The sequence below is a fragment of the Methylovorus sp. MP688 genome, assembly GCF_000183115.1.
Classification (GTDB): domain Bacteria; phylum Pseudomonadota; class Gammaproteobacteria; order Burkholderiales; family Methylophilaceae; genus Methylovorus; species Methylovorus glucosotrophus.
Map to the genome: position 1 here is coordinate 1,366,357 of NC_014733.1, position 13,731 is coordinate 1,380,087.

Sequence of the window (13,731 nt, forward strand, 5' to 3'; positions counted from 1 at the left end):
AGCTTAAATCATGGCACTATCATGGCAGTGCCAGGCATAAAAAAGCCCGTTCCGAGTTGGAACGGGCTTTTTATTTGGCAACCGTTGACCGGCTGCCAATAGGGTCTACATGTTTACTTCTGTGTTTCGATCAATACCAGTGGCGCTTCAGCACTTTCATCGCTGGTGGCTTTTTGCTGCCATGCCGCTGGTTTACGGCTGCGTGGGGCTGCAGGTTCTGCTTCCACTGACGCAGCTGCTACCGGCGCATCGGCTTTGGTTTCCACCAGTTGCAAGCCACTTGCTGCGAGATCCAGAGGCTTGGTTTCTGCCTCAGCCTTGCGGCGGCGTGGTGCGCGAGGTTTCTTCTCGGGCTTGTCAGTAGCTTCTGGTTTTTCTGCCACTACAACAGGTTCGGCTACAGGCTCTGCAGCTGGTGCTGCTTCAGCCACTGCGGCAACAGGTTCTGCTGCCACTACCGGAGCTGGGGTATCACTGACCAGTGCCAGATCCGCTTGTTGTGGTTCCACTACCTTGGCAACAGGCTCGACTGCGGGGCTGGTCTCAACGGCAGGTGCCGCTGCAACTGTTTCTACGACAGCAGGCGCTTCGCTCACGGTGTTGTTTTGAGCAACGGTTTCAACTGCGGCCGCGACAGGTGCTGCGACTTGTTGAGCCACATCCTCTGCTACCGGGGCACCAATAGCGGCATCATCGGCTGCCTTGCGTGCCTGGTTTTCACGTGGCTCGCGTGCTGGGCGCTCACGGCGACCATTACGGCCGCGACGGCTACGAGGCTCATTGCCAGCTTCGCCATTGGTGGCTTGTTGGGTTGCTGCAGGCGCTGGAGATGCGATGGCCGGTTTTTCACGTGGCTCACCACGCTCTGCACGCGGTTGGTTTTGCTGGCGTGGTTCACGGCCTTCCTGCTGACGTGGCTCCTGACGGTTGCCACGTTCCTGGCGTTCGCTACGCTCATTGGCTGGGCGCTCACCGCGTTCTGCGCGCTCGTTGTTGCGTTCGCTACCACGCTCCGCATTGCGTTCCGCGGCTGGACGTTCACTGCGCTCACCATTGCGGCCATTGCGGTTGTTACGCGCATTGCGTGGCTGATTGCGATTGTTACGGTTGTTGTCGCTGCGCTGCTTGGTGGTTTCCGGCGCAACAACTTCTTCCTTGGTTTCGGTGATCTTGCTGAGCCAGTTCTTGAAACGTCCAAACAGGGAAGGCGCGGCAGGCACTTCAACTGCTTTTTCCGTGGCAATCGGCGCTGGAGATGCTGGGGTAATGCCCTTGACGGCAGCCTCGGCGCGCACGGCTTTGACTTCCTGTTGCGCAGCCGGGTTGTATTCACCCTCGGTTGGCAGCTCTACCATCTGGTAGCTGGCGCGGCTGGTTTCCTCGTTGACATCATCACTGCGAATACGCGAGATGTTGTAGTTCGGGGTTTCCATGTGAATGTTGGGGATCAGCACAACCTGTACACCGGAGCGTTGCTCGATCTTGTGTATCTCGGCACGCTTTTCATTCAACAGGAAGGTTGCTGCTTCCACCGGCAGCTGCACCTGAATAATGGCACTGTTTTCCTTCATGGCTTCTTCCTGCGTGATTCGCAGGATATGCAGCGCAGTGGACTCGATGCCGCGGATATGGCCTGTACCATGGCAACGAGGACATGGGATATGGTTGGACTCGCCCAGGCTTGGACGCAGGCGCTGGCGTGACAGCTCCAGCAGGCCGAAGCGGGAAATCTTGCCGGTTTGTACGCGGGCACGGTCATGATGCAGGGCATCGCGCAGGCGGTTTTCAACTTCGCGCTGATTGCGCTGGTTTTCCATGTCGATGAAATCGATCACCACCAGACCACCCAGGTCGCGCAGACGGAGCTGGCGAGCTACTTCATCGGCAGCTTCCAGGTTGGTATTGAACGCGGTGTGCTCAATGTCGCTGCCTTTGGTGGAGCGGCCGGAGTTAACGTCGACGGATACCAGGGCTTCCGTGTGGTCAATCACGATGGCGCCGCCGGAAGGCAGGCGCACTTCGCGTGAAAACGCGGTCTCAATCTGGTGCTCGATCTGGAAGCGGGAGAACAAAGGAATCTCGTCGCGATACAGCTTCACACGCGATACATTGCCCGGCATGACGTGGTTCATGAACTGCACGGCTTGCTCGTGAATGTCGGCGGTGTCGATCAGGATTTCGCCAATGTCTGGCTGGAAGTAATCGCGGATGGCACGAATGACCAGGCTGCCTTCCTGATAGATCAGGAAAGGGCCGCTTTGCATGGTGGAGGCACCCTCAATGGCTGTCCACAGTTGCAAGAGGTAGTTCAGGTCCCATTGCAGCTCTTCGATATTGCGGCCAATACCTGCGGTACGGGCAATGATGCTCATGCCGTTAGGTACTTCCAGCTGGGCCATCAGATCACGCAGTTCATTGCGGTCTTCGCCTTCGATGCGGCGCGATACACCACCACCACGAGGGTTGTTCGGCATCAGCACCAGATAACGGCCCGCCAGGGAAATAAAGGTGGTGAGGGCTGCGCCCTTGTTGCCACGTTCGTCCTTGTCAACCTGGACGATAAGCTCCTGGCCTTCCTTCAGAACATCCTGAATGCGGGCGCGGCCATCGCTGTCGTTCTGGAAATAGCTGCGAGCGACTTCCTTGAAGGGGAGAAAACCGTGACGGTCAGTACCGTAATTGACAAATGCAGCCTCAAGAGAAGGCTCGATGCGGGTGATGATACCCTTGTAGATATTGCTCTTGCGTTGTTCCTTGCCAGCGGATTCGATGTCGAGGTCGATCAGTTTTTGACCATCGACGATGGCGACACGTAGTTCTTCCGACTGTGTCGCATTGAAAAGCATGCGTTTCATTGTAAGGCTCCCGCGCTCTAAGCGGTCTGGCAGACCTTGTCGCTTCAACGACAAGCAGGATTGCTGATGTCCGGCAGGGAGTGCTCCTGTGAATCACAGTGTATATGAGTGCACTTTTACTGCGTGAGCAGAGTTTGCTGCAGGAGGTAAAACCAGGCGGTTAGGCCGCTTTTTTCATCGCACGGGTTGCGATTCTGTCGCATGGCGGAAAAAAGAATTCTGATCGTTTTAATGTATCAGACTGATTTAGTTGACGAAAAATCTCGTTAACGGGTTGCTTTAAACCTCGGTGCTTTAATTCTGTCTCTGGTTAGCCGTCATATCGGCTAAAATTCTTTAGTTCCAGCAATTCCTGGCCGCGCATTTATTAGCGATTCTGGTTTGCAGCGGCTTGAGCGCAATTAGTAATGTTGCAGAAAATCGCTACGATGTTTTATTTGGCGAGCGAGTTAACCAAGGTATTTTTCAAGGTGTTTTTTCAAACATCAATTCATTCCCGAATAAGCGCTTAGCGCATTTATTTCGAGATTTTCGTAGTATAGGTGAGATGACTAATTTAAGCAAAGCAAGTAATGCAAATGGCACGACCATTGGACCCAACAGCGCAGCTATGCTGACGGTGGACGAAGGTTCGGCTGGCCAGCGCATTGATAATTTCCTCACCAAAACCCTGAAGGGTGTGCCCAAAAGCCATGTCTACCGCATATTGCGTAGCGGGGAGGTGCGGGTCAACAGCAAGCGCATAGATGCGACTTACCGTTTGCAACTGGGGGATCTGGTGCGGGTGCCACCTATCAGGGTGCAGCCACAGCCTGTCGCAGAAGAAAGTCGGCCAGTTGCCGCCAGGTTCGAAGAGGCCGTCATTTTTGAAGATGAAGCCATGCTGGTCATCGACAAGCCTGCTGGCTTTGCCGTACACGGTGGCAGTGGCGTCAGCCGCGGGGTCATCGAGCAACTACGTCTGGAACGCCCCCATGCCAAATTTCTGGAGTTGGTGCACCGGCTGGATAGGGAAACCTCAGGTGTCCTGATGGTGGCAAAAAAACGCAGCGCATTGGTCGGCCTGCACGAAGCCATGCGCGCCAATCACATGGACAAGCGTTATCTGATGCTGGTCAGCGGGGACTGGAAAGAAAAGAAAAAGCGCGTGGTGCTGGCCTTGCAAAAGCATGTCACGGCCAATGGCGAGCGCAAGGTGACGGTGGAAGAAGAGGGGCAGAACTCGGAAACCATTTTCCACCTGAAAAAATCGTATGGGGAATTTACCCTGCTGGAAGCGCAACTGATTACCGGCCGCACCCATCAGTTGCGGGTGCAGTTAGCCCATTTGGGATTCCCGATCGCTGGCGATGACAAATACGGCGATTTTGCCCTGAACAAGGCGTTGCAAAAACGCGGACTTAAACGCATGTTCCTGCATTCGGCGGAAACTGGCATCCGTCATCCCTTGTCTGGAGATAAGTTGAAGTTGATTGCCCCGCTCCCGGCAGCGTTGCAAGCTTTCCTCACCTCTCTCGAAAAATCACCATCCACCAAGAATCCTGAATAGAAGCAAGAGTCAACCATGCGCAGTAATCAATTCGATCTTATTATTTTTGACTGGGATGGCACGCTTGCCAATTCCACCCAACTCATAGTCGACGCCATTTGCCAGAGCAGTGTGGATGTCGGCTTGCCCTTGCCTACCCAAGAGGCCGCGAGCGGCATTATCGGCCTGGGCTTGCGTGAAGCCCTCATTGAACTATTCGGTACAGTGCAGGAGTCGCAAATTCAGCAACTGATGGCGCGATATGCGCTCTATTACAATAGTGGCGAAAACGAGATTCCCCTGTTTAACGGCGCAGCGGAAGCTGTTGCCGAACTGCATGGCCGCGGTATTGCATTGGCGGTGGCCACAGGCAAGGGGCGGGCGGGCCTGAACCGTGCCCTGAAAAACAGTGGCATAGGGCATTATTTTCATGCAACCCGTTGTGTGGACGAGTGCCATTCCAAGCCGCACCCCCAAATGATCCATGAGTTGATGGACGAGGTAGGCGCGAGCCCGGAGCGTACCTTGATGATAGGAGACACCAGTTTTGATTTGCAGATGGCGAGCAACGCCGGGGTGCGAAGCCTGGGGGTGAGCTATGGCGCACACCCGCTGGAGCGCTTGCTGCCCCATGCGCCGCTTGCCCATTTCGATGAATTTACTAAATTAAATCAATGGCTGATAATGAACGCCTGATCTGTGAAAGCGCCAGCCTGCTGGAAAAAGGGCAGGGTGTGCGATTTGAGTTACCTGAATTCGGGCCGCGCGTGACCGGGTTCGTGGTGCGCTATAAAGGCAAGGTCTGTGGATTTATCAATCAATGTGCACACGTGCCGGTGGAGTTGGATTGGAATCCTGGCGATTTTTTTGATCTCACCCAGCAATATATTATTTGCGCCACGCACGGCGCGCACTTTATGCCTGATAACGGGTATTGTGTGATGGGGCCTTGCAAAGGCCGCAGCCTCAAGCAGCTTCCCGTATTCGAGCGGGATTCCTTTATTTTCATTAACCTTGAAAGTTTGAAGCATGTCTGACACTAATCAAAACGATCCGAACTGGGAACGTCAAACGCTGGAAAAGCTGGCTTTTGCCGCCATTCGGGAGCAACGCCGTAACCGTTTCTGGGGCGTGCTTTTCAAATCGCTTACTTTTATCTACCTCTTCATGTTGTTGTTTTATGCGCTGGACTGGGTAGGGGGCGATAGCAGTGCCAATAGCGACCATACCGCGATCATTGATATTTACGGTGTGATCGGCAGTGATGATCAGGTGAGCGCCGATGATGTCATCGGCAGTCTTGAGTCTGCCTACGAAAACAAGCATACCAAGGGCATTATCCTGCGTATCAACAGCCCGGGTGGCAGTCCAGTGCAGGCGGGCATTATCAATGACGAGATCCATCGTCAGCGCAAACTGCACCCCAATATCCCGGTATACGCCGTGGTGGAAGATATTTGCGCATCCGGTGGTTACTATATCGCGGTTGCGGCTGACAAGATTTTCGTCGACAAGGCCAGTATTGTTGGTTCGATTGGCGTTCTGATGGATGGCTTCGGCTTTACCGGCATCATGGACAAGGTCGGGGTTGAGCGTCGTTTGCTCACCGCAGGTGAAAACAAGGCGATTCTGGATCCGTTCTCCCCTGTGAATCCCAAGCACAAAGAATACGCGCAAAGCATGCTGAACCAGATTCACCAGCAATTCATTGCCGTTGTGCGTGAAGGTCGTGGCAAGCGTCTGAAAGAAACCGATGATACCTTCAGCGGCTTGTTCTGGAGTGGCGAAACCAGCGTGCAAATGGGTCTCGCAGATGGCTTTGGCAGCTCGGATTACGTGGCGCGCGAAATTATCAAGCAAGAGAAAATCGTCGACTTTACCGCGCGTGAAGGCCTGGCAGACAAGTTTGCCAAACGCATCGGCGCTTCCATGGGCAATGCTGCCATGGGCACCGTATTCAATGGCATGAAGATGCATTGATCCTGAAAGTCCGGCCTGGCTTGCAGCCAGGCAGGGCAATAAAAAAGCCCCGATATTCGGGGCTTTTTTATTGCGGGTAAACCGCTGAAGTATGTTGCTAGATGTTTTGTGACTTGATGTAATCAATCAGCTTGTTGGTGGATTCATCGTAATCGCAGGTCAGCTTGCCATCGGTGAGTTGCGGCAGAATCTTCTGGGCAATCTGTTTGCCGTATTCCACACCCCATTGGTCGAAGGAGTTGATGTTCCAGACGATGCCCTGCACAAAGATCTTGTGCTCATACAATGCAATCAGCTTGCCCAGGGTTTTCGGGTCCAGCTTGTCGAACAGCATGGTGCTGGTCGGGCGATTGCCACCAAAGACGCGGTGCGGCAGCAGGTTCATGATGGTGTGATGATCCAGGCCTTGGGCTTCCAGCTCAATCTTGGCTTCCTTGGCGGACTTGCCTTGCATCAGCGCGCGCGTTTGCGCGAGCAGGTTGGCAATCAGGATATGGTGATGTTCATCGCCATTTTTACCAATCGAGTAATGGCTGTGCAGCGGCATCAGGAAGTCACAAGGAATAAGCTTGTTGCCCTGGTGAATCAGCTGGTAAAACGCATGCTGGCCGTTGGTGCCGGACTCACCCCAGATAATCGGGCCTGTGGTGTAGTTGATGCGTTCGCCCGCACGGTTGACAAATTTGCCATTACTTTCCATATCCGCTTGCTGCAGATATGCCGTAAAGCGTGACAGGCCTTGATCATAGGGCAGGATGGCGTGGGTTTCTGCCTCGAAAAAGTTGTTGTACCAGATACCCAGCATGGCCATGATGACAGGCAGGTTCTGCTCCAGCGGTGCACTGCGGAAATGCAGGTCCGTTTCATGACCACCTTCCAGCAGCTGCTCGAAGTTATCCATGCCGATATAAATGGCGATAGGCAGGCCAATGGCCGACCACAGCGAGTAACGGCCACCCACCCAGTCCCAGAATTCGAACATGTTGGCAGTATCGATACCGAAGTCGCTCACAGCCTTGGCATTGGTGGACAGCGCCACGAAATGCTTGGCTACATGGGCTTCATCGCCTGCGGCCTCCAGGAACCATGTGCGGGCAGAGCGCGCATTGGTCATGGTTTCCTGAGTGGTGAATGTTTTGGAAGCGACGATGAAAAGCGTGGTGTCGGGCTGACATTTTTCCAGTACCTGCGCGAGGTGGGCGCCATCAATATTGGATACAAAATGCGCATTCAATTCTGGACTGGCGTAAGCCTTGAGCGCGGTACAGACCATGACAGGCCCCAGATCGGAGCCGCCAATGCCGATGTTGACGATATCGGTAATGCGCTTGCCGCTATAGCCTTTCCAGTCACCTGAGCGCACTTGCTCGCTGAAGCTGCGCATTTGCGCCAGTACGCGATTCACATCCGGCATTACATCCTTGCCATCGACCAGCACCGGCGTATTGCTGCGGTTGCGCAAGGCGGTATGCAGTACCGCACGGTTCTCGGTGAAGTTGATTTTTTCACCGCTGAACATACGCTCACGCCACTGCTCAACATCCGTTTCGCGTGCCAATGTGAACAGCAGCGACATGGTCTCCGCCGTGATGCGATGCTTGGAATAGTCCAGCAACAGATCACCCCATTGCAGCGAGAATTTCTCAAAGCGCTTGTCGTCTTGCGCAAACATGTCGCGCATTTGCAGAGGGAATATGTCTTGGAAGTGGCGTTGCAGCTGTTGCCATACAGGCAAATTTGTTGGATTACTCATGCAGTTTTTTAGTTTATTCGGTATTGGAAGGTTGTGTTGTTAGCGGTATGCGCACTTGCTGCGTGGCATTTGGCTACTAGTCTAACTATTTTTACGATATTTCGATACTGCCAGCCCAGTCTAGACTGGCTTAATTAACATTTTATTAATAAATCAGCGAATGTGATGCAGGCCTTATGCAGATTCGGGCTTCAATATCAGTCCGGCAAGCGGTGGCAAGGTAAGTTCAATGGAATGCTGACATCCCATCCAGGGCACAGGTTCACTGTGCAACAAGCCGCCATTGCCCATATTGCTGCCGCCATAGCATTCGGCATCACTATTGATCAGCTCGCGATAGCTGCCTGCCTGAGGAACACCAATCCGGTACTGCATGCGCGGCACTGGGGTGAAGTTGAGCAAGATAACCAGAGCTTCGCCCGCCTGGCCCGTACGTACAAAGCTGATCGTGGATTGCTCGGCATCGTTGCAGTCTATCCAGCGGAATCCGGTCTGCTCGAAATCCAGCGCGTGTAAGGCGGGATAGTTTTTATAGGCATGGTTAAGATCACGGCAGAGGCGCTGAATCCCTTGGTTGAACTGCTCTCCAAGCAAATGCCAGTCCAGCGATGCGTTAACATTCCATTCGCGACTTTGCCCAATTTCATTGCCCATGAAGCTGAGTTTTTTGCCGGAAATCGTGGCCTGGTAAGTCATCAGCAAACGCAGGTTGGCAAACTTTTGCCAGGTATCGCCCGGCATTTTTTCCAGCAAGGAGCGTTTGCCATGGACAACTTCATCATGCGAGAAGGGCAGCAAAAAGTTTTCCGTATAGGCATAGAGCTGCCCAAACGTGAGCTTTTGCTGGTGATATCGCCTGTGTATAGGATCATTGGCCATGTACGACAGCGTGTCGTTCATCCAGCCCATATTCCACTTCATGGAGAAACCAAGGCCGCCCAGATAAACGGGGCGTGAAACCATGGGGAAAGAGGTGGACTCTTCGGCGATGGTGAGGGCGCCAGGAAAATCCTCATGCACCATCATGTTGAGCTGGCGCAGAAAGTCGATGACTTCCAGATTCTCGCGCCCGCCAAACTTGTTGGGCAGCCATTGGCCCTCTTTGCGCGAGTAGTCGAGGTAAAGCATGGACGCCACGGCATCCACGCGCAAACCATCAATGTGCAATTCCTTAAGCCAGTAATAGGCATTGCTGATCAGGAAGTTGCGAACCTCATTGCGGCCGTAATTGAAAATATACGTGCCCCAGTCCTGGTGTTCACCCAGGCGCGGATCCTCGTGCTCAAACAGTGCCGAGCCATCAAAACGGGCCAGCGCCCAGTCGTCTTTGGGGAAATGTCCAGGCACCCAGTCCAGAATCACGCCAATGCCCGCCTGGTGACAGCGATCCACGAAGTAACGGAAATCATCGGGACTGCCAAAACGGTTGGTGACACCGAAATAGCCTGTGGTCTGATAGCCCCATGATTCATTGAGGGGGTGTTCGGATACTGGCAATAACTCAATATGGGTGTAGCCCATGTCCTGAACATAAGGGATCAGTTGCTCGGCCAACTGCCGATATCCGAGGAAATGGCCGTGCTCATCGCGCCGCCAGGATCCGAGATGCACTTCGTAACAGTTAAGTGGGGCATGCAGCCAATCACGTTCTGCACGTGCCTTGAGCCAGGCATCGTCCTGCCATTGGTAGCCGTCCAGCCGGGTGATCTTGCTGGCAGTGCCGGGCAACTGCTCAAAGCTGAAGCCGTAAGGGTCGGTTTTGACATGAAGGTTGCCGGTGTTGCGATTGCGAATTTCAAATTTATAGAGCTGATTTTCGGTGAGCAGGGGGATGAAGAGCTCCCACACGCCGCTGGAGCCATGGCAATGCATGGCGTGAACCCGGCCATCCCATTGATTGAAATCCCCGACAACGCTTACGCGCTCGGCGGTGGGCGCCCATACGGCAAAGCGAACGCCGGCAACCCCTTGGTGCGTACACAGATGTGCGCCCAGGGTGCGGTAGGCCAGCTTGAGTTTGCCTTCACCCAGCAAATACAACTCGTCATTGCTGAGCATTGGGCCAAAAGAATAGGGGTCCCAGGTTTCAATGATTTCCCCATGTTGCTCAATCCTGAGCTGGCATGGCGTTTCAGGCTGTTCCTGGCCTGACCACTCAAAAAAACCATCCGATTCGCCACGGACTAGAGGTTGCCAGTCGTGCCCTAATTTGAGCCATGCCTGTTCGGCGAATGGCAAAAATGCGCGAAAACTGTGCTGCCCGTCATGCACATGCAATCCAAGCACGTTATGCGGGTTGTAATGTTTCGCTTGAAGAATCAGCGATAATTCATCGTTTTTATTGGGCTTTGGCAAAATGGCAATCGAAAAAAAATATCTGGATTAAGGAATTAAATCTACTGGATATCCGTCAATTATCGTGACTATAATGAGTCACAACGGCCTCTACACAGGCTGTGGAGTCCATAACGGCGGCCTTCACGCACTAATTACAACTATAATTCAGGAGTAGTAATAATGCACCAGGATTTGACCTCAACTCGCTTCATTAGTGCCCTGACCAAAAATACGGTCGCTTTAATTCTCGCTGGCGGTAAAGGTAGCCGTCTCAAAGACCTCACCAATTGGCGTGCCAAACCGGCGGTGCCCTTCGGCGGCAAGTTCCGCATCATCGATTTCCCGCTGTCCAATTGCATGAACTCGGGCGTACGCCGTATCGGCGTTGTCACCCAGTACAAATCACATAGCCTGATGCAACATATCCAGCGCGGCTGGGGCTTTCTGCGCGGTGAATTCAATGAGTTCGTCGAGCTTCTTCCGGCGCAGCAGCGCATTCAGGAAGAGTGGTACAAAGGCACGGCGGATGCCGTTTTTCAGAATCTGGATATCTTGCGTAACACAGGTGCGGAGTACGTGCTGATTCTGGCAGGCGACCATATCTACAAGATGGATTATGGCCAGATGCTGGCTTCGCATGTGAAGAACAAAGCCGATATGACGGTGGCTTGCGTGAATGTTCCCGTGGAAGATGCCAAGGCCTTTGGCGTGATGGGGGTGGATGATGAAGACCGCGTCATCGACTTCAGTGAGAAGCCAGACAATCCCAAACCACTGCCGGATAATCCGGACCAGGTGCTCGCCAGCATGGGCATTTATGTCTTTAATGCATCGTTTCTTTACGAGCAATTGATTCGCGATGCTGACGCTCCGCATTCTCAACATGACTTTGGTCGCGACATCATTCCCTACATGATCAAAAAGTATCGTGTTTACGCCCACCGGTTTACCGAAAGTTGCGTTGGCGCCTCCGACGGCAACTACTACTGGCGCGATGTTGGTACGGTTGATGCTTATTGGGAAGCGAATATGGAGCTGACCAAAGTGATTCCCGAGCTGAATCTTTATGACCGTCACTGGCCGATCTGGACCTATCAGGAGCAACTGCCTCCCGCCAAGTTCGTGTTTGATAATGCCGATCGTTGCGGCATGGCAACCGATTCACTGGTCTCCGGCGGATGCATTATCAGTGGTGCCAAGGTCAGCCGCTCGGTGCTGTTTTCCGATATTCGCGTCAATAGCTATTCGAATATTGAAGACTCGGTCATTCTGCCCAAGGTGGACATAGGCCGCTATGTCACGCTCAAACGGGTAGTGGTCGACAAAGGCACTCGAATCCCCGACGGCATGGAAATCGGGGTAAACCCGGAGCAGGATCGCAAGCGGTTTTACGTATCTGAAAAGGGAATCACGCTGGTCACCCCCGATATGCTGGGGCAATCCATACATCAAGCAAGATAGGCGTTCCCGGGCACTGGCCTGGGGACTTTCATTGTTCAGTACAGCAGCAGCCTGCTGTCTTGAGAGGCCACATGACGGATAAACGCCCCAAGCTTTACCTTAATCTTTACTGGCACATGCATCAGCCCGACTATCGCGATACGCTGACCGGGCAATATGTGCTGCCCTGGACCTACCTGCACGCCATCAAGGATTACACCGACATGGCATGGCACCTGGAGGCCAACCCGCAGGCCCGGGTTACCTTCAATTTTGTGCCTGTATTGCTCGACCAACTGGAAGATTACAGCGATCAGTTTGCAACGGGCGATATTCGCGATCCATTACTGGCGCTTCTTGCTGAAGAGGCGCTGGACAATATCAGCACCGATCAATGCAATCTGATTATTGATAGTTGCTTCAAAAGCCACCACGAAAAAATGCTGGCGCCCTTTGCGCATTACCAGCGCCTGCACAATATTTACAAAGCACTGCAGATCGAGGGCAGTGCGGCCTTCAATTACCTTTCTGCCCAGTACAAGGCTGACTTGCTGGTCTGGTATCACCTGGCATGGACGGGCGAAAGCATACGCCGGACCAACACCTTTGTTCAAAAGCTGATGGAGAAAGGGACGCAATTTACCCTGGAAGAGCGGCGTGCCCTGTTTCGCCTGATCGGCGAGCTGATCAGCGGCTTGATTCCGCGTTATAAAGCCTTGCAGGATCAGGGTCGCATCGAGCTCTCCACCACTCCGCATTACCATCCCATCGTCCCTTTGCTGCTTGATTTCAAATCTACCCGCGACGCCATGCCTTATGCGCCTTTGCCGCATAGCCCAAGGTATCCGGGCGGTAGCGACAGGGCCTGTGCCCATATCCGCCAGGCGCAGGCATCGCATGCCGCGCGCTTCGGCAAACCGGCAACCGGCATGTGGCCAGCCGAGGGGGCCGTGTCTTATGCCACACTGACGTTGATGGCGCAGCACGGACTTAAATGGGCCGCCACCGGCGAAGGCGTCCTGACGCACAGCCTTTACAAATCATTTGAAGGCTTCGGCCTGGCCAAGCAGGATTACCTGTATCAGCCATACCGCATTACCGATGGTCATCATGACATTCTGTGTTTCTTCCGCGATGACGGGCTGTCGGACAAGATCGGCTTCGAATATTCCAAGCTTTACGCCAGCGAGGCGGTGAGCGACTTTATCCGCTCGCTGGAGCAGATTCAGTCAGCCAATACCCGCACGCAGTGCCCCGTGGTCAGTGTGATTCTCGATGGCGAAAATGCCTGGGAATACTATCCCTACAACGCTTATTACTTTCTCAGCGAACTTTATGCCGCTCTGGTGGATCATCCCAATATCGAGATGGCAACCTTCAGCGACATTCTTGCCATGCCAGGCAATACGGTGGCGATGGAAACCCTGCCGGAGGTGGCCGCGGGCAGCTGGGTCTATGGCAGCTTCAGCACCTGGATAGGTTCTGCCGAAAAAAATCGGGGTTGGGATCTGCTATGTGATGCCAAGGAATGCTATGACCGGGCGATGCAGGATGGTCTGCTTACCCAGGAGGAAATCGTGGCGTGTGAGCGGCAGCTGGCCATTTGTGAAGGCTCCGATTGGTTCTGGTGGTTTGGCGATTACAACTCCGCCATGAGTGTCGACAGTTTTGACAGGCTTTACCGGCGCAACCTGAGCAATCTGTACCATTTGCTCAAGCTGCCAGTGCCGGAGGTATTGAATCACCCCATCAGCGTGGGCGCTGGAGACCCTGCAGTGGGCGGTACCATGCGGCGTGGGCAGGAAGCCTAACTCATCGCACTTAAGGCATCCCACGTA

At 53.8% G+C, this 13,731-nt stretch carries 9 protein-coding genes; 6 read left to right on the plus strand and 3 right to left on the minus strand.

The genetic code is table 11. From position 1 onward, the window contains the following. Nucleotides 1-113: 113 nt before the first annotated feature. Nucleotides 114-2,855 (minus strand): Rne/Rng family ribonuclease, encoded by a 2,742-nt coding sequence (locus tag MPQ_RS06570; RefSeq protein WP_013442123.1) that lies wholly within the window; start codon nucleotides 2,853-2,855, stop codon nucleotides 114-116. Between the two features lie 547 nt (nucleotides 2,856-3,402). On the opposite strand from MPQ_RS06570, the gene MPQ_RS06575 reads away from it, so the two are divergent. From MPQ_RS06575 to MPQ_RS06590, 4 genes are read left to right on the plus strand one after another with little or no spacing between them, the layout of a single operon-like run. Further along, entirely contained in the window at nucleotides 3,403-4,404 is a 1,002-nt protein-coding gene (locus MPQ_RS06575; RefSeq protein WP_041362132.1) for an RluA family pseudouridine synthase, read from the plus strand. Between the two features lie 15 nt (nucleotides 4,405-4,419). Then, the gene (locus MPQ_RS06580) at nucleotides 4,420-5,079 is read left to right on the plus strand and encodes an HAD-IA family hydrolase (protein WP_013442125.1); all 660 of its coding nucleotides are present in this window, start codon (nucleotides 4,420-4,422) and stop codon (nucleotides 5,077-5,079) included. After that, on the plus strand, nucleotides 5,058-5,420 hold the full coding sequence (locus tag MPQ_RS06585; protein ID WP_013442126.1) for a Rieske 2Fe-2S domain-containing protein: 363 nt from the start codon (nucleotides 5,058-5,060) through the stop codon (nucleotides 5,418-5,420). The genes MPQ_RS06580 and MPQ_RS06585 overlap by 22 nt, the downstream gene beginning before the upstream one ends. Next, nucleotides 5,413-6,363, plus strand: coding sequence for a S49 family peptidase (locus tag MPQ_RS06590; protein ID WP_013442127.1), 951 nt, complete (start codon nucleotides 5,413-5,415; stop codon nucleotides 6,361-6,363). Before MPQ_RS06585 ends, MPQ_RS06590 begins: the two co-directional genes overlap by 8 nt. Before the next feature lie 97 nt (nucleotides 6,364-6,460). Here the strand turns inward: MPQ_RS06590 and pgi are convergent, their stop codons facing one another. Next, nucleotides 6,461-8,116, minus strand: coding sequence for a glucose-6-phosphate isomerase (gene pgi / locus MPQ_RS06595; protein ID WP_013442128.1), 1,656 nt, complete (start codon nucleotides 8,114-8,116; stop codon nucleotides 6,461-6,463). Between the two features lie 174 nt (nucleotides 8,117-8,290). Next, nucleotides 8,291-10,471 (minus strand): 1,4-alpha-glucan branching protein GlgB, encoded by a 2,181-nt coding sequence (gene glgB, locus MPQ_RS06600; protein ID WP_013442129.1) that lies wholly within the window; start codon nucleotides 10,469-10,471, stop codon nucleotides 8,291-8,293. Between the two features lie 162 nt (nucleotides 10,472-10,633). Between glgB and glgC the strand changes: the two genes are divergently transcribed. Further along, nucleotides 10,634-11,914 carry a glucose-1-phosphate adenylyltransferase gene (glgC, locus tag MPQ_RS06605; protein WP_013442130.1) on the plus strand — a complete coding sequence of 427 codons (1,281 nt, stop codon included), beginning with the start codon at nucleotides 10,634-10,636 and terminating at the stop codon, nucleotides 11,912-11,914. Between the two features lie 71 nt (nucleotides 11,915-11,985). Then, nucleotides 11,986-13,704 (plus strand): glycoside hydrolase family 57 protein, encoded by a 1,719-nt coding sequence (locus tag MPQ_RS06610; protein WP_013442131.1) that lies wholly within the window; start codon nucleotides 11,986-11,988, stop codon nucleotides 13,702-13,704. The last annotated feature ends 27 nt before the right edge of the window (nucleotides 13,705-13,731 follow it).

What these genes read in the sequence shown, in the direction of transcription:
- MPQ_RS06570 (WP_013442123.1), bottom strand. Translation starts at nt 2,855, where the DNA reads ATGAAACGCATGCTTTTCAATGCGACACAGTCGGAAGAACTACGTGTC.
- MPQ_RS06575 (WP_041362132.1), top strand. Translation starts at nt 3,403, where the DNA reads ATGACTAATTTAAGCAAAGCAAGTAATGCAAATGGCACGACCATTGGA.
- MPQ_RS06580 (WP_013442125.1), top strand. Translation starts at nt 4,420, where the DNA reads ATGCGCAGTAATCAATTCGATCTTATTATTTTTGACTGGGATGGCACG.
- MPQ_RS06585 (WP_013442126.1), top strand. Translation starts at nt 5,058, where the DNA reads ATGGCTGATAATGAACGCCTGATCTGTGAAAGCGCCAGCCTGCTGGAA.
- MPQ_RS06590 (WP_013442127.1), top strand. Translation starts at nt 5,413, where the DNA reads ATGTCTGACACTAATCAAAACGATCCGAACTGGGAACGTCAAACGCTG.
- pgi (WP_013442128.1), bottom strand. Translation starts at nt 8,116, where the DNA reads ATGAGTAATCCAACAAATTTGCCTGTATGGCAACAGCTGCAACGCCAC.
- glgC (WP_013442130.1), top strand. Translation starts at nt 10,634, where the DNA reads ATGCACCAGGATTTGACCTCAACTCGCTTCATTAGTGCCCTGACCAAA.
- MPQ_RS06610 (WP_013442131.1), top strand. Translation starts at nt 11,986, where the DNA reads ATGACGGATAAACGCCCCAAGCTTTACCTTAATCTTTACTGGCACATG.